Origin of the sequence: Actinomadura sp. GTD37 (assembly GCF_041951365.1) — a bacterium.
Taxonomy (GTDB): domain Bacteria; phylum Actinomycetota; class Actinomycetes; order Streptosporangiales; family Streptosporangiaceae; genus Spirillospora.
In genome coordinates, this window is record NZ_JBGNUS010000004.1 from 120,039 (window position 1) to 143,782 (window position 23,744).

A 23,744-nucleotide genomic window follows, 5' to 3' on the forward strand; every position below is an offset into this window, starting at 1 on the left:
GCCTTCGTGGTGTAGTGGTCTGCACGCCAGGTTGTGGTCCTGGAGGTGTCGGTTCGATCCCGATCGAGGGCCCTTTGTCTTGCGGTGACCGGCAGATATTGCCCATGCGCTGATATGCGGGTTGCGTTGTGTTTGATCAACCCTGGAAAAGCTTTCCGCATGCACTTCTCCTCCCTTCGCGCGATGCGGTCTCGTCTCCTGGCGTTCGGCCTGCCGGCGGCGCTGGCGCTCGTCGCCCACGGCGGGCCCGTCCGGGCGGACCCCGGCCCCGGCCCCGCCCCCTACCTCGACCCGCACCTGTCCGTCCAGGACCGGGTCGAGGACCTGCTCGGCCGGATGAGCCTGGACGACAAGCTCGGCCAGATGACGCAGCCGGAGCGCCGGTACGTCACCCCGGCGGAGGTCACCCGCTACCGGATCGGCTCGGTGCTGTCCAGCGGAGGGTCGGCGCCCGACCCGAACACGCCGCAGAGCTGGGCGGACATGTACGACGGGCTCCAGCGGGCGGCGCTCGCCGGGCCGCTGCGCATCCCGATCATGTACGGGGTGGACGCGGTGCACGGCGACAACAACATGGTCGGCGCGACGATCTTCCCGCACAACATCGGGCTCGGCGCGACCCGCGACCCGGCGCTGGTCCGCGGGATCGGCGCCGCGACCGCCGCGGAGATGGCGGGGACGGGGGTCGACTGGGACTTCGCGCCCTGCGTGTGCGTCGCCCGGAACGACCGGTGGGGACGGACGTACGAGTCGTTCGGCGAGGTGCCCGAGCTGCCGTCCATGATGACGACGATCATCGACGGGCTGCAGGGCGACGAGCTGGGCGGCCCCACGTCCGTCCTGGCCACCGCGAAGCACTTCGTGGGGGACGGCGGTACCGAGGGCGGCGACGACCGGGGTGACACGAGGCTGCCGGAGAAGGAACTGCGGGCGGTGCACCTGCCGCCGTTCCGCGCGGCGGTGAAGCGCGGCGTCGGCGCGGTGATGGTCTCCTACAGCTCGTGGAACGGGCTGAAGATGCACCACAACAGGTACCTGATCACGGACGTGCTGAAGGGGGAGCTGGGCTTCACCGGGTTCGTCGTGTCGGACTACAACGGCATCGACGAGATCGACGGGAGGCCGGGGTTCACCAAGGACGAGGTCGCCGCCGCGATCAACGCCGGGATCGACATGGTGATGGTGCCGACCGAGTGGCGCCGGTTCATCGACTACCTTCGGGACGGGGTGAAGGACGGCGACGTGCCCATGTCCCGCATCGACGGGGCGAACCGCCGCATCCTGACGAAGAAGTTCGAGCTGGGGCTGTTCGAGCGTCCGATGGCCGACCGGTCGCACCTGAAGACGATCGGCAGCGCGCCGCACCGGAAGCTGGCGCGGCGGGCGGTCGCCGAGTCGCAGGTGCTGCTGAAGAACGACGACGTCCTCCCGCTGGACGAGGACGACAAGGTGTTCGTCGCGGGCCGCAGTGCGGACGACATCGGTATGCAGTCCGGCGGCTGGACGATCACCTGGCAGGGCAGACCGGGACCGATCACGCCGGGCACGACGATCCTGGACGGCATCCGCGAGGCCGCCGATCCGGACGCGACCGTCTCCTACAGCAAGGACGGCGGCGGAATCGACTCGTCCTACGACGTGGCGATCGCCGTCGTGGGGGAGACCCCGTACGCCGAGTACCACGGTGACAAGACCGGTGACCTGGGCCTGGACGACGCCGACCTGAAGACGATCGGCCGGCTGCGCGCGGCCGGCGTCCCGGTCGTCGTGGTCCTGGTGTCGGGTCGCCCGCTGGACATCGCCGCGGAACTGCCGAAGTGGGACGCGCTGGTCGCGGCTTGGCTGCCCGGCACGGAAGGCGAAGGCGTCGCGGACGTCCTGTACGGCGACGCCGACCCCCGCGGCAGGCTTCCCGTGACGTGGATGCGGAGCGGCGACCAGGAGCCCATCAACGAGGGCGACGGAAAGAAGCCGCTCTTCCCGTTCGGATACGGCCTGACCTACGACGGATAGCACGTTCCGCTGAGATGCCGGAGCCGGCCGCCTCCGCCTTGACCGCGGCGTGACACGCACCTAACGTCACGCGTGTAGTTGATCTAGTCGGGGGCCCGGCCGCGAGGAGGCGCCGCGCCGATGAGCTCGTTCCCCCGTTCCCGTGCCCGCGGCGGTGATGATCGGTACGCGCACCGCGTCGCGGTGGTCGTCCTCGCGGTGTCGGCGCTGCTGGCGCCGGGGCTGCCCGGACTCGCCGCCGCTCCCTGGGCGGCGCCGCCGTCCGACGCCTACACCTACCTGGACGATCCCGAGATGGTGGGCGAGGGGCAGGAGACCCCGCACGCGGTGCTCCGCCCGTACGACGACGCCGGGCGGGCGGCCGCCGGGAGGCCGTCGGGCTGGACGCGGTCGCTGGACGGCGACTGGCGGTTCGCGCTCGCGGACCGTCCCGCCGAGGTGCCGCGGGGCTTCTACGAGCCGGGCTTCGACACGTCCGGCTGGCGCGGGGTGAAGGTGCCGCACACGTGGCAGAGCGACCGGCTCGACCATCCGATGTTCCGCAACATCCCGACCGAGGTGTGGCCGGACGACCCGCCCCGCACGCCCCGCGACGTCAACCCGACCGGCGCGTACGTGAAGACGCTCGACGTGCCCGGGTCCTGGGACGGACGCCGGACGTTCCTGCGCTTCGAAGGCGTCGTCAGCGCCTACTTCGTGTGGGTGAACGGGAAGTACGCGGGCTACGACCAGGGCGGCTACACACCGGCGGAGTTCGACGTCACCGGCCTCGTCCACGAGGGCGCCAACAAGGTCGCCGTCCAGGTGCACCGGTGGAGCTCCGGCTCCTACATGGAGGACTACGACCAGTGGCGGTACAGCGGCATCTTCCGTTCGGTCTGGGCGTACTCCACGCCGAAGACGTATCTGCGCGACGCGACCATCACCACCGATCTGGACGACGCCTACAAGGACGCCACGCTCAACGTCGGGCTCGTCGTGGGCAGCAAGGAGGGGCCGCAGGGAGAGCACACTGTCCGCGCCACGCTCGTCGGCCCGGATGGACGGACGGTGCAGCGCTTCTCCGGCAAGACGTCCGTTGACGGCGACGCGACCACCGTCCGGCTCACGGCACTGGTGACGAACCCAGCCAAATGGTCGGACGAGACACCGAACGTCTACACGCTCGTCCTGGAACTGGCCGACGCTCAAGGCCACGTCGTGCACACCACGGCGGAGACCTTCGGCTTCCGCGAGATCGAGGTGAAGGACAGGCAGGCCCTCGTCAACGGCGAACGCATCCTCATCAAGGGGGTGAACCGGCCCGAGACCGACCCCGACACCGGACGGCACCAGACCCGCGCCCGCATGGAGTCGGACGTGGCGCTGATGAAGCGGCTGAACCTCAACGCCGTCCGCACGGCGCACTACCCCTCCGACCCGTACCTGTACGACCTGGCCGACCGGCGCGGCCTGTGGATCGACGACGAGGTGGACATCGAGACCCACAATTGGCAGGACTGCACCAGGACCGGCGACCGGGACTGCCTCGCCGACCGTCCCGAATGGCAGAGGGCGTTCCTCGACCGCTTCACGGCGATGCTGGCGCGCGACAAGAACCACCCCAGCGTCCTCATGTGGGACACCGGGAACGAGGCCGGTCTCGGCGCCGCGCACTACAAGATGGCCGACCACGCCAGGGCGGCCGACCCGACCCGTCCGCTGTACCACCAGTCGAACAGCCCGGACGGCGACGCCCCCTACGCGGACGTCCGGGGCCCGCGCTACCCGACCCCGGCCGGGCTGGAGGCGCAGGCCGCCGCCACCACGAAGCCGATCATCATGGGGGAGTACGCCCACGCGATGGGCAACAGCCTGGGCAACTTCCGCGAGTTCTGGGAGGTGATCCGGCGGCATCCGCAGACGCAGGGCGGATTCATCTGGGACTGGGCCGAGGCCAACCTCCGGCAGCCCCTCGTCACGACGCCGGACGGCTCCGGCAACGACATCCTCGCCTGGCTGCAGGGACTGCCGAAGACCGTGGACGGGCATCGCGGCAAGGCCCTGTACTTCTCCGGCCTGGACGACTTCGTCGAGGTGTACCGCGACCGGCGCTTCGACCTGACCGGAACGTCCGTCACTCTCGACGCGTGGGTGAAACCCGTCCGGCCGTGGACGGGCGACTTCACGATCGTGGGGAAGGGCGACCACTCGTACGCGCTGAAGATGTCGAACGAGAACACCTTGGAGTTCTTCGTCCACAGCGGCACATGGCGGACGGTCCGGGCGCCGGTGCCCGCGAACTGGTACGACACGTGGCACCGGGTCACCGGCACCTATGACGGAACGGCGATCCGGCTGTACGTCGACGGCCGTGAGGCCGCGTCCGTGCCCTTCGGCGGGACGATCGACCGGTCGTCCGGGGACGTCAACGTCGCACGCAACTCCGAGACCATGCAGGACGGCTACCGGGGCCGCATGGCGCACGGCGCCATCGACGACGTCCGCGTCTACGGCCGCGCGCTGACCGCGTCCGAGTTGGGCGCGGGCGCCGACCCGAAGAAGGACGCCGTCCTCGCGCTGGACTTCGACCGCTTCGCCGACAAGGGGACGTTCCTGTCGAACGGCGAGAGCCTGTCCGGGGATGACGGGCTCGTCGGCTCCGACCGCTACGTCCAGCCTGAGACGGCGCAGCTTTCGTGGGTGCTGTCGCCGCTCCGCGTCACCCGCGCCGACGACGGGGCGGTATCGGTCTCCAGCGAGCGGGCCTTCGCGACCGGCGACACCGAGATGCGCTGGCGCTACACGGAGGGCGCGCGGACGCTGTCGTCCGGGAAGTCGCCGGTGAAACTGCCGCCGGGCGGTACACGGGAAGTGCGGATTCCGCCGCCGCCCGCCAATCCAGCCGACAATGAGAGATGGCTGACGGTCGAGGCGGTGGAGCACGGCCGCGTCGTGGGCTTCGGCCAATTCCCGGCCGGAGGCACCGAAATCCCCGGAATCAAGAAGAAGGCCACTGGAACGGTAAATGCCGACGAGAGCGGAAATGAGATCGTGGTCACCGGAAAGGGATTCCGGTACGTCTTCGACAAGTCCGAGGGGACGCTGGCGTCCATGCGCGCCGGCGGCCGGGAGCTGCTCCGCGCCGGCCCGGAACTCGACGTGTGGCGCCCTCCGATCAGCAACGAGACCTACACCTGGGGACGCGCCGAGGGCGAGGACTGGCGGCGGCTCGGCCTCGACCGCCTCGCCACCACGCCCACCGGCGTCACGGTCACTCCAGGCGACCGCGTCACCATCGAGATCACCTCGAAGAGCGCCGCGCCCGACCGTCCCGACGCCTGGTTCGACCAGACCGCGACGTACGTCGTCGACGGCGGCGGGCGGATCGAGCTGACGCATCAGGTCGTCCCGCAAGGCCAGGTCAGGAGCCTTCCCTACCTGCCGCGCGTCGGCTACACGCTGAAGGTCCCCGACCGGTACGGGACGTTCGCCTGGTACGGGCGCGGCCCGGTCGGCAACTACAACGACCGCAAGGACGGCACCCCGATGGGCGTCTGGTCGTCCGCGGTCGACGAGCAGTACGTCTCCTACTACCGGCCGCAGGACCACGGCAACCACGACGACGTCCGCTGGACGATGCTGACCGACGGCCGTACCGGCCTCCTCGCCGCCGGGCTCGGCGGCACCGTCGAGGCGAGCGTCACCCCGTACGACGACCTGGACCGCGCGCTGTACCCGTTCGCCCGCGTCCGCAATCCGGGCTGGAACACGCTCCATGTCGACCACTCGGTCACCGGAGTGGGGGATACGCCCAACCCCGTCCGGCCCGAATACCAAACCCGCCCGGACCGTACCTATACCTACAAAACGCTTTTGTGTCCTCTTACACCGAGGGAAGTGAATACGCTGCGTTCCGCGAAATGACCCTCCGTCCTGTCGGTGGGAGGTTGTAGGGTCCCGGTGTACGGGTGAGCGGGGACCGAACAGGACGGACAGGAGCGACATGAGCGCAGAGCCACTGGAACCCCCTCTGCCGTTCTCGGGGCCCACCCATGGGATCCCGCGGACGATCAAAGGCATCAGCGAGCGGCTGCCCGAGGAGAAGCGTGCGCTGTTCATCGAGCAGGTCACGACCGCCGAGTTCGGGGCCGACCTCGACGAGGTGATGCTCGTCTGGTGGGGGCAGGCGGTCCTCTCCCAGGACCCCGGCCGGGAGAAGCGGCTCGCCGACGCGCGGGCCGGACGCAACCTCGTACCGCTCTCGGAGGTCCAGCGTCGGCTCGAACGCCATGACGGCGTCGAATGACCTTTCACAGCCGTGGATGGACCGTCTTCTGCACGGAGAAGGTGGTCAACGTGCTTTTGACCATGCCCAAACCGGTGGAGGACATCGTCAACCGCCAGCTCTGCGATCTGGCGAAGCGCGGCGGTGAGGCGATCGACGTCGGGCTCCCGCCCCCGGGTGTGCCGCTGGACACCGTCGGCGTTCACTACTCCTTCTCTCTGAAGGAGGGCGTGCCGGGAATCGCCGAGTACCTGGTGATCGCCGACATCCGGGAGTTCTACGTCACCGAGCTCCTCTTGGTCGAATGAGGGAAGGCCGGGGGCTAGGGGGTCGGCGGGTTGCCGAACGTCCAGCCCTCGGTCAGCAAGGCGTCGGTCGCCTCGACGGCGGCGGCCAGGCGGTGTTCGTGGGGGCCCGTCACGATGATGTGCGGCAGGTGCCGTCTCTCCAGTTCCTCCTGAAAGCGGCGCGACATCCACGATCGGATCGACTCGCCGTCGCGCCAGCCGTCCTGCTCGAACGGGATGTCCTCCGGCGAGGTCAGGATCCACAGATGATGCGCGACCCGCTCGTGGACGGCCTCCACCGCCGGCGCCGGGCCGCCGAGATAGCGCTCGTGCCAGACGGCGGTGGCGAACGCGTCGGTGTCGCAGACCAGCAGCGGCGAACCCGACCGCGCCGCCGCGTCCTCCAGGGCCGCGTGGTGTTCGGCGATCCGCCGGAAATCCGCCGGCTCCCACACCAGGTCGTCCAGCCATGGCGACGGGTCGCCGCTGCCGGGCGAGTGGGCGCGGCGGGCGGCGGCCAGCTTCTCCTCGGTGAACGTCCGGCCGTACTCGGGCACCCACCGGGTCGCGGCCCAGACGCCGCCCCGCGACGCGTAGTGGTCGGCGAGGGCGCGGGCCAGCGTCGTCGTCCCGGTCGACTCGGCGCCGGTCACCACGACCCGCCGCGCCAGGTGCGCCCGGACGGGCGGCGCCAGGAACTCCCAGTTCGCCACCGGGTCGCCCCGGACGGCCGTGCCGCTGACCGGGAACCGGTCGCGCGGCGTGTCGACCGGCACGTGGACGGCGGAGAAGCGCTCCGCCAGCTCGGGCCCGTACGCCTCGGAGCTGAACACCGCGTCCACCGGCGGGACGCGGACGCCGAGTCCCGACCGCATCGCGAGGCCCGCCCGGAACGCCGCGACGTGCGCCGACCAGATCTCGTCCGACTCGTAGTCGATCTCCGCGTCGTCCACCGCCGGGAAGATCTCGACGTGCGGCTGCCGGTGCGTCTCGCGGAGCCACGCCGTCCGCAGCGGGAGCGGGACGCTCTCGACGCCGGACGCCGCGACGACCACGCTGACCCGGGCGCACGCCGCCGCCGCGGTGTCGATGAGGTGGTGGTGGCCGGCGTGCGGCGGGTAGAACTTGCCGATGACGAGGCCGTGCGCGTACGTCACGCGACCGCCGGTCCGGACGCGCGGGCGCGCAGGTCGCGGCGCCAGGCCAGCAGCCCGGACACGCACAGCGCCAGGAAGACGACGTACAGGGCGCCGGTCAGCTTGAGGTCCTTGGAGAAGTAGAGCGGGATGTAGACCAGGTCGGCGGTGATCCACAGCCACCACGACTCCAGCAGCTTGCGCGACTGGCCGTAGGTCGCCGTGAGCGAGACCGCGGTGGTGAGGGCGTCCCAGAACGGGACGGTCGAGTCGGTCCAGGCGGACAGCGCCCAGGTCAGGAACGCGGTCCCGGCCGCGCCGGCCGCGATGAGCGCCGCCCATTCGGCCGGCCGAGTCCGCCGCACCGGGAGCGCGTCCCGGCCGTTCCCGCCGTACAGCCACACCCACCACCCGTACAGCTGGAGCGCGACGTACACGACCTGGAGCCCGGAGTCGGCGTAGAGGCCGCCGTCCAGGAACACGAGCCCGAGCAGGATCACGTTCGCGATGCCGATCGGCCAGTTCAGGATGTTCTGCCGGACGACGAGCCACACGTTCACCGCGCCGGTCGCGAAGCCGAGCAGTTCCGCCCACGTCGTGGGGACCGACCCGATGTGGAAGGCGGGGTCGAGCAGCGGACCCAGCGGGACATGCACCGGCATGTCCGCAATGATCACATATCGTCAGTAGGACGACAAGGGGTCAGGCGGGACTGAGCAGGACGAGCGGCGCCGTGGTCGGGCGCGCGGAGCCGCCGGCGGGCTCGACGGTGACGCCCACCTTGTCGGACGGACGCCACCTCCCGGCGACGACGGGCCCGGACCGGTCGTCCGGCAGCAGCCCCGCCGAGCGGGCGCCGCCCGCGTCGATCAGCCACAGCTGGTACGCCTTCGACGCCGGGAGCGGCCGCAGCCCGGACGACGCGACGACCACCCGGCCCCGCGACGCGGACGCGACGATCGTCACCGTTCCGCCGCCGGCGGCGCGGCCCGCCGCCGAGCGCGCGTCCGGCGCGGACAGCACCGAGGCCACGTCCCGGTACGCGGCCTCCGACCGTTCCACCCGCTGCCGTTCATGGACCGCCACGCCCACGGACGCGGCGGTGACCAGGCACGCGGCGGCGGCCAGCCCGGCGGCGGCCGCGCGCCGCCACCGCCGCGGCCGGAGCGGGCGCACCGCGGCCCGGCGCGGCGACTCCGGCGGCAGCTGCCGGACGTTCCCGATGTCGGCCAGCACCCGGGCGCGCAGCCGCGGCGGGGGAGGCTCGGCGACCGCCATGCCGAGCCGGGCCGCCGTCGCCCGGAACTCCCGCAGCTCGGTCGCGCACGTCTCGCACCCGGCGAGGTGCGTCTCGAAGCGCCGCCGTTCCGCCGCGTCGTCGATCGCGTCCAGCGCGTACGCGCCGGTGAGGGCGTGCAGGTCGTCGGTCATCGTTCCACCCCCAGGCAGTCGCGCAGCCGGATGATGCCGTCGCGCATCCGGGTCCGCACCGTGTTCGGCGGCGCCCCGACCAGGTCGGCGACCTCCCGGTAGGAGTGCCCGCCGTAGTAGGCGAGCGTCACCGACTCGCGCTGCAGGTGCGTCAGCGTCCGCAGGCAGCGCCGGACCCGCTCGTGCTCCAGCCGCGCCTCGACCCGCTCGGCCACCGGGTCGGCGGCGGCCGGGGCGTGCGCTCCGCCCGTCCCGGACCCGGCGGCGCGCGCCTCGCGCTCGCCCGCGGCCTGCTCGCGCCGCACCCGGTCCACGGCCCGGCGGTGCGCGATCGTCATGATCCACGCCATGGCGCCGCCGCGCTCCGGGTCGTACCGCGCCGCCGACCGCCACACCTCGATCATCACCTCCTGCGTCACCTCCTCCGCCATCGCCGCGTCGCGGACGACCCGCCGCGCCAGCCCGTGCACGGACGCCGCCGCCACGTCGTACAGCAGCTCGAACGCGCGCTCGTCGCCGCGCGCCGCCCGGCCGAGCAGCCGGTCCGCGTCATGCGCGGACACCGCGCCGCGGCCCGGCGGTCCCGTCTCTGCCGGCATGCCCGGCTCCCCTCGGTAGGCCGTCCCTCCGGCACTACGCAACCGGGGCCGCCGCGGACCGGCCGTCACGGGACGAGGCTGCGCAGCGTGAGCCCGAGCCCGAGGACGACGACGGTCGCGGAGGTCCCTATCGGCATCATCCCGCCCGGAAGCCGCAGCCGCGCGGCCGTCGGCGTGGCCGGAACGCGCCGCATGAGGGCGCGCCCCGTGCCGAGCACGAGGAGGCCCACCCCCACCAGCGCGGCGGCGAGGCCGAGCCCGTACGCCAGGACCAGCACGACCCCGAACCACGCCCGCCCGATCGCCGCCCCGCCGACCAGCACCACCACGGCGGACGGGCTCGGCACCATGCCGCCCGCCAGCCCCATCAGCACGACCCCGCCCCGCCGCGAACCCCCGTGCCCATGCCCATGCCCATGCCCATGCCCGTGGGTGTGGGTGTGGCGGCGGGTGCGGAGGGCGCGGCGCAGCAGCACGGCCCCCGCCGCCGTCACGAGGACGCCGCCGGCCGCGCCGAGCCAGGGGAACAGCGCTTCCGGAGCGAGCAGCGTCCCGGTGGTCACGAGCAGCCCGAGCGCGAGGACCCCCGCCGTGTGGGTGAGCGTGACCGTGAGGCCCAGCGCGAGGACGTCCCGCGTGCGCCGCCGCCCGTCCCCGATCGCCTGCGCGGCCATGATCGTCTTCCCGTGGCCGGGCGCGAGCGCGTGCAGCGCGCCGAGCAGCAGCGCGAACAGGAAGGCGAGGGCGGCGAACCCGGGCGTGAGGTCGTGCCGCGCGACCAGGGACGTGAACCGCCGCGTGAGCCCGTCCGCGCCGCGCGGCAGCAGCCGCTCCGCGCCGCCGCCCGCCGCGGGGCCCGCGAGCGGCGGCCCGCCCGCCCGCGCGGTGAGCGTCGCCGACCGCTGGTCGAGCGGCGAGGCGAGCATGTCCTCCGGGTAGGCGGTGAGCCGCCCGCTGCGGGACGGGCCCGGCACGTCGGACGCCGACAGCGTCATCCGGTCGCCCCGCGCGGTGATCTCCCGCCAGCCGATCCGGCCGCCGTCGCCGCCGTCCCGGAAGGAGACCGTCCCGGGCCCGGCGGGCGCGGTGATCCGGCATTCGAGGCGCAGCGTCGGCAGCCCCTGCCCGCGCGGCGCCGTCGCGGCCGAGGACGCCACGGACGCGGCCGCGGCGCGCCCGTCCACCGTGATGCGCATGGACGACGCGGCCCGCCGGCAGGACCCGGCCGCCCACCCCGACAGCTCGGCGGCGGACGGACGCCCGTCGCCGTCGGCGTCCACGTCCGGCATGGCCTGCGCGGCGGGGATCTCCGCGAGGTCCTCGACGTGGTCGACGCGCAGTTCGTGCGCGGCCACGACGAGACCGTCGTAGCGGTTGACGGTGAAGTTGCCGAGCGGGTGCGCGGCGAGCAGCCCGGCGGCGACCGCGGCGGCGATCATGACGCGCCGCCCAGATCGTCCAGTGCGGCCTTCGCCCGGGGCGCCCACAGCGGCGAGAACCGCGGATTGCGGCGCAGCGACGCGGCCAGGTCGCGGCGGGCGTCGGCGCGCCTGCCGAGCGCCTTCTCGATGACCCCGAGATGGAAACGGAACTGCGGCCGGCGGTATCCCGTCGCGGTCGCCTGGCGGGCGTGGCGCAGCGCCTCCGCGTCCCGCCCGTTGACGTGCAGCGCCCAGGCCAGCGCGTCCGCCGCGTGCACGCTGCACTGCCGGACGCCCGGCCCGGGGCAGCGCCGCGCGTACTCGGCCCGCGCCGCCCGGAGCGCCGCCTCCGGATCGCCGTGGTCGCTCTCGAAGAGCGCGGTCTCCAGGTCGGCGTCGACGCCGTTGGCCTCGGCGATCCGCGCCCACGCCGCCGCGACGGCGTACTGCCGTGCCGCCTCGTCCCGGCGTCCGGCCGACTCCAGCAGCTCGCCGTACTCGGTCAGGTACTGCGGCAGCGGCAGCCGCCGGACGACCTCCGCGCGGTCGGTGAGCGCGCCCCGGACGTCGCCTCGCGCGGCCCGGACGCGGGCGCGTCCGTCCAGGGCGGGTACGTAGCCGGGCGACGCGCGCAGCGCCGCGGCGTATTCGCGTCCCGCTCCCGCGAGGTCGCCGTCGTTCCAGGCCGCCTCGCCGAGCTGCGCCGCGATGTAGGCGAGGTCGCCGCGGTCGGTCGCGGACGCGCGCGCCAGCCTCAGCACGCGCCGCGCCTCCCGCACCTCCCCGCGCAGTTCCCGCACGTACGCGAGCCGCGTGAAGACCGGGATGCCCGGACGGACGGCGTCCGCGCGCCGGGCGGCGGCCAGGGCGTCGTCGTAGCGGCCCAGCTCGACCAGCGCGTCCACCCGGACGGCGGCGGCCCGCTGCCCGTACGGGTTCGCGGCGAGCGCCCGGTCGGCGTGCCGCAGCGCCCCATGGAAGTCGTGGCGGGCCGCCGCGAGCGCGCCGAGCCCGGCCGGCGCGGCGTCGTTCCCCGGCGCTTCGCGCAGCGAGCGCCGCAGCACCCCGTCCGCCTTCGGATAGTAGGTCGGGTCGCCGGTCAGCCGGGCCCGCTCCACGTACGCGACGCCGAGCGAGGCCCAGCCGGCCGCGTCGTGCGGCCGGTCCCGGAGCCGCGCCTGGAGCCCGGCGATGCCGGGGCGCGGGGCCCCGGCCGCCGGACGGACCGCGGCCGGCGCGCCGGACGGGCGGCCGAGCACGACCGCCGATCCGAGCGTCAGCGCCGCGACCAGCCCGGCGGCCGAGGTCCCGGTGAGGAGGGGACGCATCAGTTCTCGTGCCGTCCGGTCGCGGGACGCCGGCGCCGCCGCCACAGCAGCCCGCCGGTCAGCAGGAACGCGGCCGCGCCGGCCGCCGCCGCGGTGGGCACCAGGGGGATCGTGGGCCCGTCGCCGCCCGGCGCGTCCTCGGTCGCGCCCGCGTTGAGGAGGTTCACGGTCTCGCCGTCCTTCTTCGCCGCGCCGGCCGCCTTCGCCCCGGGCTTGGCCGCGCCGCGCACGTCCGACCCGGAGTGGGGCTGCGCGACGTACGGGAACGTGCCGCCGAACCCGGCGTCGTTGGCGTTGACGGCGTCCCCCAGGTCGTTCTTCGTGCCGAGCAGCTCGCCCTCGACGGCCTGCAGCTCGATGTCGACGACGTCGTCGGTGAGCCGCCGCCCGTTCGGGAAGCCGGCCTTGTCGCCGGCGAGCACGCCGAGCCGGTCCGGTTTCGCGGCCGGCCTGATCGAGGTGTTGAGCCGCAGCAGTTCGGCGGGCCGCACGTTCACGGGCTGGTTCAGCCCCGGCACACCGGTCAGGAACGCCTGGACGAGGTCCTGGCGCGGCCCGGGCGGCGCCGGGATCTTGTAGATCTTCTCGATCAGCTTCGGCAGCTCGGGGTCGGTGACGAACCCGGCGAACTGGGCGTCCTGCCAGGGCGTGGACGCGTTGAACGCGTCCTTCCTGCCGCGCGGGACGACCACCTCGTTCACCAGCGGGCTCCCGAGCCGCGACACCTGCGCGTACTCGCCGGACGCGGTGAGCCGCGACACCGTCGAGTTCACCCCGATCACCGGGTCCCGCCCCTTCACCAGATGCCGCGTCGGCACCTGCAAGGCGATGGTGTTGACGTTGTAGCCGCTCAGGGTGTCGTTGCCGACCTCCTTCAGGTTCGCGCCGTAGAGCAGGTCGAACACGCGCAGGTCGAGGAAGAACGAGTCGTCGGCCTGCCCGGCGAACGCCGTGACGCCGTCCCCCGCCGCCTCGACCGCCTGCGCGCGCAGCTTCGCGTAGTCCGGCATGGACGCCCTGCCCACGTTGGACGGCGCCACCGGCGCGCCGTCGACGATCTTGTGGACGCCGCGCACGTTCCCGTCCACCCGGCGGACGACCGTCAGGTCGTAGGTCTGGGTGAAGTTGAGGTCCGGGTCGTCGAGGCTCGTCACCGGCCCGGTGTTGTAGAGGAACGTGTTCCCGTTCTTCAGCCGGTCGTGGAACTGGAACCGGTAGGTGAGGTCCGGCAGCGAGTCGCCGTCGTTGTCGACGTTCAGGTCGTACCGCGCGTCCCGCGCGAACTTGAAGAAGTTGGGCCCGCCGGCCGGGTCCTGGAACGGGATGAAGTTGGCGATCAGTGTCGTCGTGTCCGGCTTGTCCGGGCTGACGAACGCGTACACGTCGGTGTTGTCGTACTGCGGCTGCCCGGAGACGAGCGGCGCCTCGCGGTGGCTGGACGCGGTGCCCGGCCTCGGCGCGAGGCCCGCGAACCCGCCCGCGAGCAGCAGGCCCCCGGCGGCGGCCAGCGCGGCGACCCGCGCTCTGGGCGTCTGGAGTGTCGGCATCGTGCATTCCCCTGTCCGGCCCGGTTGCCCGCCGCGGCGGCGCCGTTCCGTCGGCGCTGGGCCAGGTCTGCCGCGACGCCGGATCGACCGGTCTCTTCGCCATGCCCGCCCCTTCTTCGAGCGGCGCGCCCGACGTGATTGGTCCGCCGCGCCTCCTGGCCGGATACGGCCACCCGCGAAGCGCGCCCCCTTGACGTTTGAGTGAGTGCTCACCCAGACTGGAAGAGGCAGGCCGGCGGCACGGAGCCGGCGCCCGTCCGCAACAAGCCCGCCCTAGGAGTGCGCATGTACCCGGAGCTCAACGGAACGGTCGCGGTCGTCACCGGCGGCTCGCGCGGCATCGGCGCCGCCACCGCCCGCGCGTTCGCCGCCGAAGGCGCCAGAGTGGCCGTCATAGGCCGCGACGAGGAGGCCCTCGGCCGCGTCGCCAAGGAGATCGGCGGGACGGGCGTGCCCGCCGACGTCACCGACCTCGCCGCCATCGAGGCCGCCCGCCGCCGGATCGAGGCCGAACTCGGCCCGGCCGGCGTCCTGTGCGCCTTCGCCGGCGGCGGCATCGCCCGCCCCGGCCCTACCGCCGCCATGAGCGAGGAGGAGTGGCGCTCGGTCGTCGACGGCAACCTCACCGCGACGTTCCTCACCCTGAAGACCTTCCTGCCCGGCATGCAGCAGCGGAAGGCGGGCTCGATCATCACGATGTCGTCGTCGGCCGGGCGACTGCCGACGAACCTCCCCGGCGGGGGCGGCCGCGAGATGGGCAACCCGTGGGGCGCGCCCGTCGCCTACGAGGCCGCGAAGGCGGGCGTCCAGGCGCTCACCCGGCACGTGGCGGCCGAGGCCGGAGCCGACGGCGTCCGCGCCAACTGCCTGGCCCCGGGCACCGTCCGCACCGAGCGGACCGAGCGGTTCATGCCCCGCGAGATCCAGGAGGCGGTCGCCGCCGGGCATCCCCTGGCCAGGCTGGGCGAGGCAGGCGACGTCGCGTCCGCCGCCCTGTTCCTCGCCTCGGCCCAGTCCGCCTGGCTGACCGGCCTCACGCTCGACATCGCGGGAGGCCGCGTCATGCTCTAGACCGTTCCTGCTCTAGACCGTTCCTGCTACGACACGATCAGGAGCGGGTTCTGGAGCAGGGTCGCCAGCCGGTCCAGGAACTTCGCGCCGGTGGCGCCGTCGGTGGCGCGGTGGTCGACCGAGAGGGTCACCGCCATGCGCTTGCCGGGGACGACCTCGCCGTCGCGGACGACCGGCTCGTCCCGGATGGCGCCCACCGCGAGGATCGCGGCCTCCGGCGGGTTGATCACCGCCGAGAACGAGTCGACGCCGAACATGCCCAGGTTGCTGACGCTGAACGTGCCGCCGCTCATCTCGTTGAGGGTGAGCTTGCCGTCGCGGGCCTTCCCGGCGAGTTCGCGGGTCTCCCGCCCGATCTCGGAGACGCTCTTGCGGTCGGCGTCCTTGACGACGGGGACGACGAGGCCGTCCTCGACGGCGACGGCGACGCCGACGTGGACGCGCTTGTGGAAGAGCAGGTTCTCCTCGGTGTAGGAGACGTTCACCGCCGGGTGCTCGCGCAGCCCGGTCGCGACCGCCTTCACGATCAGGTCGTTCACGCTGACCTTGGCCGGGGCGAGCGCCTCGTTCAGCGTCCTGCGGAACGCCAGCAGCGCCTCGGCGTCCACCTCGCGGTTCAGGTAGAAGTGCGGGGCGTCGCGCTTGCTCTCGGTCAGCCGCTTCGCCGCGATCTTGCGGAAGCGGTTCAGCGGGACGGCCTCGACGTCCGGGTCCTCGGCACGCGCCTGGACGGGCGGCGCCGACGGCGCGGGAGCGGGCGCCGGCGCGGCCGGGGCGGCGGCCTGGGCCCCGCCGCGGATCGCGGCCTCGATGTCGGCGCGGACGATGCGCCCGCCCGGACCCGATCCGCTCAGCGCGGCCAGGTCGATGCCGTGGTCGCGGGCCAGCCGCCGCGCCAGCGGCGACGACGGCGGACGCGACGCGGCGGAGCGCTCCGGGGCCCGTGCGGGCGCCTCGGCGGCCGGCGCCTTCGACTCGGCCTTCGCCTCCGCCGCCGCCGCCGCCGGCGCGGGGGCGGGGGCGGGGGCGGCCGCCGGCTCCGGCTCGGCGGCCGGCTGCGCGGGCGCGGCCTTCCCGGCGCCGCCCGCGGGCGCGATCCGGGCGATGGGGGCGCCGATCGCGGCGGACTCGCCGTCCGCGACCAGGATCTCTTCGAGCACGCCGGCCTCGTAGGCCTCGTACTCCATGACCGCCTTGTCGGTCTCGATGTCGACGATGACGTCGCCGACCGCGACCTCGTCCCCCGGCTTCTTCTGCCAGGAGCTGATGACGCCCTCCTCCATGGTGTCGGAGAGGCGCGGCATGAGGATGTCGGTCATGAAACGTTCTCCAGAACCGGGCGCCCGGTCGCACGGAGCGTGTCGCGGACGGCGGTGAGCAGGGACTCGGCGGACGGCAGCGCGGCCGACTCCAGGGACTTGGCGTAGGGGAGCGGCACCTCGGCCATCGCGACGCGCCGGACCGGCGCGTCCAGCCAGTCGAACGCGCCCTCCTGGATGGTCGCGGCGATCTCGGCGCCGATGCCGTAGGTGAGCCAGTCGTCCTCGGCGACGACCGCGCAGCCCGTCTTGCGGACGGAGTCCACGATGGTCTGCCGGTCCAGCGGACGGAGGCTGCGCAGGTCGACGACCTCGGCGGACACGCCCTCGGCGGCCAGCCTCTCGGCGACCTCGCCGGCGACGCGCGCCATCCGCGAGTAGCCGACGAGCGTGATGTCGGTGCCCTCCCGGGTGACGCCGGCGCGGCCGATCTCGGCGGGCTCGACGTCCTCGACGGAGTCGGGCAGCTCGCCCTTGGTGTTGTAGAGGGCGAGGTTCTCCAGGAACAGCACCGGGTCGTCGTCGCGGATCGCGGCCTTCAGCATCGCCGACGCCTCGGCGGGCGTGCTCGGCGCGACGACCTTCAGCCCGGGGATGAACGAGTAGAACAGCTCGACGTTCTGCGAGTGGGTGGCGCCGAGCTGCTGCCCGCCGCCGCCCGGCGTGCGGATCACCATCGGGACGCTGGCCTGCCCGCCGAACATGCCGTAGATCTTGGCGGCGTGGTTGACGATCTGGTCCAGCGCCAGCAGCGAGAAGTTGATCGTCATGATCTCCACGACCGGGCGGAGGCCGAGCATCGCGGCGCCGATCGCGGCGCCGACGAAGCCCTCCTCGGCGATCGGGGTGTCGCGGACCCGTTTCGGCCCGAACTCCCTCAGCAGCCCCTCGGTGATCTTGTAGGAGCCTTCGAAGAGCCCGATCTCCTCGCCCATGAGGAGGACGTTCTCGTCCCGCAGCATCTCGGCGCGGAGCGTGTCCCGGAGGGCCTGGCGGTAGGTCACGGTTGCCATGGGGGTGCCTCTCAGGAACGGAATACGGGGTCGGCGGGGAACCGGTGGAGGTCGCCCGGGACCGGGGTCGCGTAGGTGTAGTCGAACAGCGTGGAGATCTCGGGCGCGGGGCTCTCGTCGGCGAACGCGGCGGCCGCGTCGACCTCCGCCGTGACCTCGGCGTCGAGCCGGTCGCGCTCCTCGTGCGAGAGGACGCCGGCCTCCTCCAGGTCCAGTGCCGTCTTGGCCAGGGGGTCGGCCGCCTTGAGGGCGTCCTTCTCCTCCTTGGACCGGTAGCGGGCCGGGTCGACGACCGAGTGGCCCTTGAGCCGGGGGCTGAGGGTCTCCAGCAGGTACGGCCTGCTCTCCGACCGGGCGCGCTCGACGGCGGTCCGCGCGGCGTCCCGCACCGCGACGACGTCGGCGCCGTCCACGCGGGCGCTCTCCATCCGGTAGGCGGCGCCCCGCTTGTACAGTTCCGGCTCGGCGGCGGAGTTCTCCACGGTCGTGCCCATACCCAGGCCGTTGTTGATCACAACGAAGACGATGGGGAGGTCCCACAGGCCGGCGATGTTCAGCGACTCGTGGAACGCGCCGATCGCGGCCGTCCCGTCGCCCATCTGGCACATGACGACCTCGTCGCCGCCCTTGTAGGAGACGGCGAGCGCCGCGCCGGTCGCGAGCGGGAGCTGGCCGCCGACGATGCCGTACCCGCCGAGCAGCCGCGCCTCGGCGTCGAACAGGTGCATCGACCCGCCCCACCCCTTGGACACGCCGGTGGACCGCCCGTACAGCTCGGCCATCACCCGGTCGGCGCCGATGCCCTTGGCGATGGCGTAGCCGTGCTCGCGGTAGTTGGTGAAGAGGTAGTCGGTGGGCCGCAGCGCGGCCATCAGCCCGACGACCGTCGCCTCCTCGCCCAGGTTCAGGTGGCAGTACCCGCCGATCTTGGCCTCGGTGTAGGCGCGGGCGGCGCGCTCCTCGAACCGCCTGATGAGCAGCATCTGCCGGTAGTAGCCGACGAGCGTCTCGGCGTCCTCCGCCGGGACCTTCGGCGGTGTCGCGGCGGCCTCGGGCGCGGAGCCCTCGCCGCGCGTTCTCCGGCCTCGCGCCGGGGCGGCCTTGACGGTCTCAGCCATCGGCGACCTTCCTCTGTCCGGGGCAGCGTCGTAGGATCGCCACAACACTCCCGATCATCATTGATCTATGATCGATCATATTCCACGGAGTCAGGATTCGCCTACCCCATCACGAGGTACTTACCCATCGTGGCGCTACGATCGAGTTTCGTGAACACGCCCGCCCAGCTGCTGCGCACAGGACTCGCGGACCAGATCCGGGAGTTCATCGTGGAGGGCATCAGCTCGGGCCGCTGGGAGCCGGGCGAGCGCATCGTCGAACGCCGGATCGCCGCCGAGCTCGGCGTCAGCCAGGGCCCGGTGCGGGAGGCGCTCCGCCAGCTGGAGGCGCAGCGGCTGATCGAGTCGCTGCCGAACCGCGGGGCCCGCGTCCGCGACTTCACCGAGCGCGACCTCGCCGAGATCTTCCCCGTCCGGGCCGGGCTGGAGCGGACGGCGGTGGAGCTGGCGCTGCCCCGCCTCGCCGGCTGCGTGGACGCCCTTGAGGAGCACAACGGCCGGCTCGCCGACGCCGCGCGGGACGGCGACCTCCAGGAGCAGATGCGGCTCAGCATCGCCTTCCACCGCGAGATCGTCGAGACGGCCGGGAACCGGCTGCTCGTCTCGGTCTGGGAGGGCCTCGGCATCGAGCTGTGGACGACCCTGTCCCTGCGCCTGCACCAGACGGAGATCTACTCCAAGTCGGCCGAGCACGCCGAGCTGATCGAGGCGTTCCGCCGCGGCGACCCTGAGGCGCCGCGGCTGCTGCACGACCACGTCATGAACTACGCGCCCGCGTCGTGAACTACGCGCCCGCGTCGTGAACCGCGCGCCCGCGTCGTGAACCGCGCGCCCGCGTCGTGGACGTCGGCTATTCCTGTTCGCGGTACGCCTTCGTGAGCTGCGCCTCCGCGTCGTCCAGGTAGGAGCGCAGCTCCCGCTCGGCGGCGGCGAAGTCGCCGGCCGCGATCAGGTCGCAGAGGCGCCGGTTGCGGGCGAGGTACGGCTCGTGGAACTCGCGCGGCGAGCCCATCTCGTGGAAGACGAGCCGCATCTCGGCCAGCAGGTGCCGGGTCATCTCGTCCACCCGCGGGCTGCCCACCAGCGCGGCGAGGGCCTGGTGGAAGCGGATGTCGGCGGTGCCGACGTCCGGCCAGCGGCCCGCCGCGGCGGCGCGCTCGCCGTCGCGGACCGCCGCCTCCAGCCGGGCGAGCGCCTCGGGCGGGGCGTCCGGCGCGCACCGCGCGCCCTCGCACTCCAGGATCCGCCTGACCCGGTAGAGGTCGGCGAGGCCGTCGGCGGTGACGCGGCGCACGAACACGCCCCGGTTGAACTCGTGGACGAGCAGCCGTTCCTGGACGAGCAGCCGGAACGCCTCCCGCATCGTGTTGCGGGACACCTTCACGGCGCGGCACAGCTCCTCCTCGGGGAGCCGCGCGCCGGGCACCAGCCGGCCGTCGGTGATCTCGTCGCGGAGGAGGTCGGCGACCCGCGCGGCGGTGCTCGACCGGTCCAGTTCGTGCCGCGCCGCCGCGAGCCCGTCCAGCCACGACTCCGACATCGGCCGCCTCTCCGCGTGTGTGCGGACGCCAGCGTATCCCATCGCGCGGAAAATCCCTCAACAAGGGGATTGCTGGATTGTTGAACAATCTCTACGCTGACGGAAAGCCGAAACCCAGAAGGGCCACCCCCCATGACGGACCGGACCACCCTGGACACACCACCGGCACCGCCCGCCTCGTCCCGCCGCAGCGCGCTGATCGGCGCCATGTTCCTGATGGCCACCAGCGCCATCGGGCCCGGCTTCATCACCCAGACCACCGTGTTCACCGCCAAGCTCGGCGCCGCGTTCGCGTTCGCGATCGTCGTGTCGGTGCTGGTGGACATCGCGATCCAGCTGAACGTGTGGCGCGTCGTCGGCGTGTCCGGCATGCGCGCCCAGGAGCTCGGCAACCGCGTCCTGCCCGGCGCCGGCTACGGCCTCGCCGCCCTGGACGTCTTCGGCGGCCTCGTCTTCAACATCGGCAACATCGCCGGCACCGCGCTCGGGCTGAACGCGCTGCTCGGCCTGGACGTCAAGATCGGCGGCGCGGTCTCCGCGCTGGTCGCCGTCGCGATCTTCCTGATCCGGCGCGCCGGAGTGGCGATGGACCGGATCGTCGTCGTGCTCGGCGGCGTGATGATCCTGCTGACGCTGTACGTGGCGTTCGTGTCGGACCCGCCCCTCGGGGACGCGCTGCGGCAGAGCGTCGCGCCCGAGACCGTCGACTTCCTCGTCATCACCACCCTGATCGGCGGGACGGTCGGCGGCTACATCACCTACGCGGGCGCGCACCGCATGATCGAGTCCGGGCTGACCGGCGGCGAGAACGTCCGGGAGATCAACCGCGCCGCCGTCACCGGCATCCTCATCACCGGCGTGATGCGCGTGCTGCTGTTCCTCGCCGTCCTCGGCGTCGTCGCCGGCGGCGTGACCCTCGCCAAGGACAACGCGCCGGCGTCGGCGTTCGAGCACGCGGCGGGCGAGGCCGGGCTGCGCGTCTTCGGGCTGATCATGTGGTCGGCCGCGATCACCTCGGTCATCGGCGCGTCCTACACCTCGGTGTCGTTCCTCGTCTCGTTCTCCTCGTTCGTGGAGCGGTACCGCAACCGCCTCGTCGTGGCGTTCATCCTCGTCTCCGCGACCATCTACCTGGCGGTCGGCACCACTCCGGCCAAGCTGCTCATCCTGGCCGGCGCGCTCAACGGGCTGATCCTGCCGTTCGGGCTCGCGGTGCTGCTGTGGGCGGCCGGACGCCGCCGCGACCTGCTCGGCGGCTACCGGTACCCGGTCTGGCTGCTCGTCCTCGGCGTCGCGGCCTGGCTCCTGTCCCTCTACCTGGGCTGGAACTCCCTGTCCGGACTCGACGACCTCTGGAGCTGACGGGTGCGGATCCTGCCGAGCGGCGACGCGGCGCTGCTGGTCGAACTCCCGGACGTGCCGGTCATGCTGGGCCTGTACGCGGCGCTCGCCGCGTCCCCGCCGCCCGGCGTCGCCGACGTCGTCCCGGCGGCCCGCACGCTGACGCTGCTGCTCGACCCGTCCGCCGACCCGGCCGGGGTCGCCGCCGCCGTGCGCGCCACCCGGCCGGGCGCGGCGGACGGCGCCGCCGGAGCGGCCGAGGTCCCCGTCGTCTACGACGGCGCGGACCTCGGCGAGGTCGCCCGCAGCACCGGCCTCACCCCGGCCGGGGTCGTCGCCGCGCACACCGGGACCCCGTGGCGGGTCGCGTTCACCGGGTTCGCGCCCGGCTTCGGCTACCTGGAGGGCGGCGACCCGCGGCTGGACGTGCCGCGCCGCGCCGTCCCGCGCGTCCGCGTCCCGGCGGGGTCGGTCGGTCTCGCCGGGCGCTTCAGCGGCGTCTACCCGGTGGAGTCGCCGGGCGGCTGGCAGCTCATAGGGCGGACGGAGGCCGTCCTATGGGACCTCGACCGCGACCCGCCCGCCCTGCTCCGCCCGGGAGTCACGGTTCGTTTCGTGGAACGGGAACCATGAAGCGCGGGCTGGACGTTCTTCGGACAGGACCCCTGGCTACAGTCCAGGACCTGGGTAGATCGGGTCACGCGGCGCTCGGTGTGGGGGTGTCGGGCGCCGCGGACCCGGTTTCGCTCCGCCTCGCCAACCGTGCGGTCGGCAACCCCGGCGGCGCGGCGGCGATCGAGGTGACGTTCGGCGGGCTCCGCGTCCGCGGCCGGGGCGGGATCTTCGCCGCGGTGACCGGCGCACCGGCCCCGCTGCTCGTCGGCGGCCGTCCCGAAGCGCCCTACTCGGTGTTCCACCTCCCCGACGGCGCCGAACTCCGGATGGGCGTCCCGCCCGCGGGGCTGCGCAGCTACCTGGCGGTGCGCGGCGGAATCGCCGTCCCGCCCGTCCTCGGCTCCCGGTCCACCGACACGCTCTCCGGGCTCGGCCCCGCCCCGCTCAAGCCCGGCGACCTGCTCCCGGTCGGCCCGCCGCCCCGCGAGGCCCCGCTGCTGGACGTCCTGCCCGTCCGCCCGCCCGGCGCCGGCGACCTCGTGCTGCGCGCCGTGCCCGGCCCGCGCGCCGACTGGTTCGCGCCGGGCGCGCTCGACACCCTCTTCACCGCCGGCTACGCGGTGACCAGCGACATCGACCGCGTCGGCATGCGCCTCGACGGGCCGCGCCTGCCGCACGCGGACCGGGGCGAACTGCCCAGCGAGGGGACGGTCACCGGGGCGCTCCAGGTGCCGCCGTCCGGGCAGCCCGTGCTGTTCCTCGCCGACCACCCGCTCACCGGCGGGTATCCCGTCATCGCGGTGGTCGCGTCCGCCGACATCGGGCGCGCCGCCCAGGCCCGCCCCGGCCGGCGGCTCCGTTTCCGGCCGCACCCGGCCCCGAACCTCGGAAAGGACCGCACATGACCGCACCGATCGACCCCGGCGCGCTCAGCCCCGACCAGGCCCGGTCGCTGTTCCGGGCCGGCCTCGGCGTGCCCACCTCGGGCTGGTGCGCGGGCTGGACGCAGGCGAACCTCATCAGCGTCCCGCGCGAGGACGCCTACGACCTGCTCCTGTTCGCCCAGCGCAACCCCAAGCCGTGCCCCGTCCTGGACGTCACCGAACCCGGCGGGACGTCCGCGTCCCTGTTCGCCGGCGACCTGCGCACCGACCTGCCCGGCTACGTCGTCTACGAGCACGGCGAGCCGGTCGCCGAGGTTCCGGACGTGACCGGGCACTGGCGCGACGACCTCGTCTCGTTCCTGATCGGGTGCAGCTTCACCTTCGAGGACGCGCTCCGCGAGGCCGGCGTCCCCGTCCGGCACATCGAGCAGAACCGGAACGTCCCCATGTACCGGACGAATCGGATGTGCCGCCGCGCCGGCGGGTTCGGCGGCCCGCTCGTGGTGTCGATGCGCCCGATCCCGGCCGCGCAGGTGGCGGACGCCGTGCGGGTGACGGCCCGGTACCCGTCCGTCCACGGCGCGCCCGTGCACGTCGGCGACCCCGTCGAGCTCGGCATCGACGACCTGGACGCCCCCGACTTCGGCGACCCGGTCGAGATCCGCGTGGACGAGATCCCGGTGTTCTGGGCGTGCGGCGTGACCCCGCAGGCGGCCGTCATGGCGTCCCGCCCGAAGCTCGCCATCGGGCACGCGCCCGGCCACATGGCGATCACCGACGCCCGCGACACCCGGTACCTCGTTCCCTGAGCCCG

21 protein-coding genes and 1 tRNA gene are annotated in these 23,744 nt (G+C 73.4%); 11 read left to right on the forward strand and 11 right to left on the reverse strand.

Features of this window, described 5'->3' with window-relative positions:
* From ACA511_RS22195 to ACA511_RS22215, 5 genes are all read left to right on the forward strand, one after another.
* Positions 1-72, forward strand: a tRNA-His gene (locus ACA511_RS22195).
* Between the two features lie 111 nt (positions 73-183).
* A complete protein-coding gene (locus ACA511_RS22200; RefSeq protein WP_375026443.1) occupies positions 184-2,013 on the forward strand; it encodes a glycoside hydrolase family 3 protein in 1,830 nt (609 codons plus the stop codon).
* Positions 2,014-2,133: 120 nt separating this feature from the next.
* The gene (locus tag ACA511_RS22205; protein ID WP_375026445.1) at positions 2,134-5,919 is read left to right on the forward strand and encodes a glycoside hydrolase family 2 TIM barrel-domain containing protein; all 3,786 of its coding nucleotides are present in this window, start codon (positions 2,134-2,136) and stop codon (positions 5,917-5,919) included.
* A gap of 79 nt (positions 5,920-5,998) precedes the next feature.
* The gene (locus ACA511_RS22210; protein WP_375026446.1) at positions 5,999-6,301 is read left to right on the forward strand and encodes a hypothetical protein; all 303 of its coding nucleotides are present in this window, start codon (positions 5,999-6,001) and stop codon (positions 6,299-6,301) included.
* Between the two features lie 50 nt (positions 6,302-6,351).
* The gene (locus tag ACA511_RS22215; protein ID WP_375026448.1) at positions 6,352-6,588 is read left to right on the forward strand and encodes a hypothetical protein; all 237 of its coding nucleotides are present in this window, start codon (positions 6,352-6,354) and stop codon (positions 6,586-6,588) included.
* 14 nt (positions 6,589-6,602) lie between these two features.
* Here ACA511_RS22215 and ACA511_RS22220 read toward each other — a convergent pair whose 3' ends face one another.
* The 7 genes from ACA511_RS22220 to ACA511_RS22250 all read right to left on the reverse strand — a co-directional run bounded on the left by ACA511_RS22220 (position 6,603) and on the right by ACA511_RS22250 (position 14,029).
* A complete protein-coding gene (locus ACA511_RS22220) occupies positions 6,603-7,724 on the reverse strand; it encodes an AAA family ATPase (RefSeq protein ID WP_375026450.1) in 1,122 nt (373 codons plus the stop codon).
* A complete protein-coding gene (gene pnuC / locus ACA511_RS22225) occupies positions 7,721-8,365 on the reverse strand; it encodes a nicotinamide riboside transporter PnuC (RefSeq protein WP_375026452.1) in 645 nt (214 codons plus the stop codon). Before pnuC ends, ACA511_RS22220 begins: the two co-directional genes overlap by 4 nt.
* 40 nt (positions 8,366-8,405) lie before the next feature.
* The gene (locus ACA511_RS22230) at positions 8,406-9,134 is read right to left on the reverse strand and encodes an anti-sigma factor domain-containing protein (protein WP_375026453.1); all 729 of its coding nucleotides are present in this window, start codon (positions 9,132-9,134) and stop codon (positions 8,406-8,408) included.
* Positions 9,131-9,733 (reverse strand): ECF RNA polymerase sigma factor SigK, encoded by a 603-nt coding sequence (gene sigK / locus ACA511_RS22235; protein ID WP_375026455.1) that lies wholly within the window; start codon positions 9,731-9,733, stop codon positions 9,131-9,133. The genes ACA511_RS22230 and sigK overlap by 4 nt, the downstream gene beginning before the upstream one ends.
* Positions 9,734-9,798: 65 nt before the next feature.
* Positions 9,799-11,172: a High-affinity nickel-transporter gene (locus tag ACA511_RS22240; protein ID WP_375026457.1), complete on the reverse strand. Its 1,374-nt coding sequence runs from the start codon at positions 11,170-11,172 to the stop codon at positions 9,799-9,801.
* Positions 11,169-12,482, reverse strand: coding sequence for a hypothetical protein (locus ACA511_RS22245; protein WP_375026459.1), 1,314 nt, complete (start codon positions 12,480-12,482; stop codon positions 11,169-11,171). Before ACA511_RS22245 ends, ACA511_RS22240 begins: the two co-directional genes overlap by 4 nt.
* Entirely contained in the window at positions 12,482-14,029 is a 1,548-nt protein-coding gene (locus ACA511_RS22250) for a DUF4331 domain-containing protein (protein ID WP_375026460.1), read from the reverse strand. The genes ACA511_RS22245 and ACA511_RS22250 overlap by 1 nt, the downstream gene beginning before the upstream one ends.
* A gap of 285 nt (positions 14,030-14,314) precedes the next feature.
* Here ACA511_RS22250 and ACA511_RS22255 point away from each other — a divergent pair, with 285 nt between their 5' ends.
* Positions 14,315-15,100: an SDR family NAD(P)-dependent oxidoreductase gene (locus ACA511_RS22255; RefSeq protein ID WP_375026461.1), complete on the forward strand. Its 786-nt coding sequence runs from the start codon at positions 14,315-14,317 to the stop codon at positions 15,098-15,100.
* Between the two features lie 26 nt (positions 15,101-15,126).
* Here ACA511_RS22255 and ACA511_RS22260 read toward each other — a convergent pair whose 3' ends face one another.
* Genes ACA511_RS22260 through pdhA form a run of 3 tightly spaced genes read right to left on the reverse strand, consistent with a single transcriptional unit; the run spans position 15,127 to position 18,550 of the window.
* Positions 15,127-16,419 (reverse strand): dihydrolipoamide acetyltransferase family protein, encoded by a 1,293-nt coding sequence (locus tag ACA511_RS22260; RefSeq protein ID WP_375026462.1) that lies wholly within the window; start codon positions 16,417-16,419, stop codon positions 15,127-15,129.
* The gene (locus ACA511_RS22265; RefSeq protein WP_375026463.1) at positions 16,416-17,432 is read right to left on the reverse strand and encodes an alpha-ketoacid dehydrogenase subunit beta; all 1,017 of its coding nucleotides are present in this window, start codon (positions 17,430-17,432) and stop codon (positions 16,416-16,418) included. The genes ACA511_RS22260 and ACA511_RS22265 overlap by 4 nt, the downstream gene beginning before the upstream one ends.
* An 11-nt stretch (positions 17,433-17,443) precedes the next feature.
* A complete protein-coding gene (pdhA, locus tag ACA511_RS22270) occupies positions 17,444-18,550 on the reverse strand; it encodes a pyruvate dehydrogenase (acetyl-transferring) E1 component subunit alpha (protein ID WP_375026464.1) in 1,107 nt (368 codons plus the stop codon).
* 150 nt (positions 18,551-18,700) lie between these two features.
* Between pdhA and ACA511_RS22275 the strand changes: the two genes are divergently transcribed.
* Positions 18,701-19,333: a GntR family transcriptional regulator gene (locus ACA511_RS22275; RefSeq protein ID WP_375026466.1), complete on the forward strand. Its 633-nt coding sequence runs from the start codon at positions 18,701-18,703 to the stop codon at positions 19,331-19,333.
* Positions 19,334-19,400: 67 nt separating this feature from the next.
* On the opposite strand, the gene ACA511_RS22280 is transcribed toward ACA511_RS22275, so the two are convergent.
* Entirely contained in the window at positions 19,401-20,090 is a 690-nt protein-coding gene (locus tag ACA511_RS22280) for a GntR family transcriptional regulator (protein WP_375026468.1), read from the reverse strand.
* Between the two features lie 132 nt (positions 20,091-20,222).
* Between ACA511_RS22280 and ACA511_RS22285 the strand changes: the two genes are divergently transcribed.
* The 4 genes from ACA511_RS22285 to ACA511_RS22300 are packed head-to-tail and all read left to right on the forward strand — an operon-like array spanning position 20,223 to position 23,739.
* Positions 20,223-21,452: an NRAMP family divalent metal transporter gene (locus tag ACA511_RS22285; RefSeq protein ID WP_375026470.1), complete on the forward strand. Its 1,230-nt coding sequence runs from the start codon at positions 20,223-20,225 to the stop codon at positions 21,450-21,452.
* Positions 21,453-21,455: 3 nt separating this feature from the next.
* Positions 21,456-22,064, forward strand: a complete 609-nt coding sequence (locus ACA511_RS22290) for an allophanate hydrolase subunit 1 (protein WP_375026472.1) — start codon at positions 21,456-21,458, stop codon at positions 22,062-22,064.
* Positions 22,061-22,951, forward strand: coding sequence for a biotin-dependent carboxyltransferase family protein (locus ACA511_RS22295; RefSeq protein ID WP_375026474.1), 891 nt, complete (start codon positions 22,061-22,063; stop codon positions 22,949-22,951). Before ACA511_RS22290 ends, ACA511_RS22295 begins: the two co-directional genes overlap by 4 nt.
* Positions 22,948-23,739 carry a putative hydro-lyase gene (locus ACA511_RS22300; protein ID WP_375026475.1) on the forward strand — a complete coding sequence of 264 codons (792 nt, stop codon included), beginning with the start codon at positions 22,948-22,950 and terminating at the stop codon, positions 23,737-23,739. The genes ACA511_RS22295 and ACA511_RS22300 overlap by 4 nt, the downstream gene beginning before the upstream one ends.
* Positions 23,740-23,744 lie beyond the last annotated feature (5 nt).

What these genes read in the sequence shown, in the direction of transcription:
- ACA511_RS22260 (WP_375026462.1), bottom strand. Translation starts at nt 16,419, where the DNA reads ATGACCGACATCCTCATGCCGCGCCTCTCCGACACCATGGAGGAGGGC.
- ACA511_RS22205 (WP_375026445.1), top strand. Translation starts at nt 2,134, where the DNA reads ATGAGCTCGTTCCCCCGTTCCCGTGCCCGCGGCGGTGATGATCGGTAC.
- ACA511_RS22265 (WP_375026463.1), bottom strand. Translation starts at nt 17,432, where the DNA reads ATGGCAACCGTGACCTACCGCCAGGCCCTCCGGGACACGCTCCGCGCC.
- ACA511_RS22240 (WP_375026457.1), bottom strand. Translation starts at nt 11,172, where the DNA reads ATGATCGCCGCCGCGGTCGCCGCCGGGCTGCTCGCCGCGCACCCGCTC.
- ACA511_RS22300 (WP_375026475.1), top strand. Translation starts at nt 22,948, where the DNA reads ATGACCGCACCGATCGACCCCGGCGCGCTCAGCCCCGACCAGGCCCGG.
- ACA511_RS22210 (WP_375026446.1), top strand. Translation starts at nt 5,999, where the DNA reads ATGAGCGCAGAGCCACTGGAACCCCCTCTGCCGTTCTCGGGGCCCACC.
- ACA511_RS22230 (WP_375026453.1), bottom strand. Translation starts at nt 9,134, where the DNA reads ATGACCGACGACCTGCACGCCCTCACCGGCGCGTACGCGCTGGACGCG.
- ACA511_RS22285 (WP_375026470.1), top strand. Translation starts at nt 20,223, where the DNA reads ATGACGGACCGGACCACCCTGGACACACCACCGGCACCGCCCGCCTCG.
- ACA511_RS22250 (WP_375026460.1), bottom strand. Translation starts at nt 14,029, where the DNA reads ATGCCGACACTCCAGACGCCCAGAGCGCGGGTCGCCGCGCTGGCCGCC.
- ACA511_RS22280 (WP_375026468.1), bottom strand. Translation starts at nt 20,090, where the DNA reads ATGTCGGAGTCGTGGCTGGACGGGCTCGCGGCGGCGCGGCACGAACTG.
- ACA511_RS22295 (WP_375026474.1), top strand. Translation starts at nt 22,061, where the DNA reads ATGAAGCGCGGGCTGGACGTTCTTCGGACAGGACCCCTGGCTACAGTC.
- sigK (WP_375026455.1), bottom strand. Translation starts at nt 9,733, where the DNA reads ATGCCGGCAGAGACGGGACCGCCGGGCCGCGGCGCGGTGTCCGCGCAT.
- ACA511_RS22200 (WP_375026443.1), top strand. Translation starts at nt 184, where the DNA reads ATGCGGTCTCGTCTCCTGGCGTTCGGCCTGCCGGCGGCGCTGGCGCTC.
- pdhA (WP_375026464.1), bottom strand. Translation starts at nt 18,550, where the DNA reads ATGGCTGAGACCGTCAAGGCCGCCCCGGCGCGAGGCCGGAGAACGCGC.
- ACA511_RS22245 (WP_375026459.1), bottom strand. Translation starts at nt 12,482, where the DNA reads ATGCGTCCCCTCCTCACCGGGACCTCGGCCGCCGGGCTGGTCGCGGCG.
- pnuC (WP_375026452.1), bottom strand. Translation starts at nt 8,365, where the DNA reads ATGCCGGTGCATGTCCCGCTGGGTCCGCTGCTCGACCCCGCCTTCCAC.
- ACA511_RS22255 (WP_375026461.1), top strand. Translation starts at nt 14,315, where the DNA reads ATGTACCCGGAGCTCAACGGAACGGTCGCGGTCGTCACCGGCGGCTCG.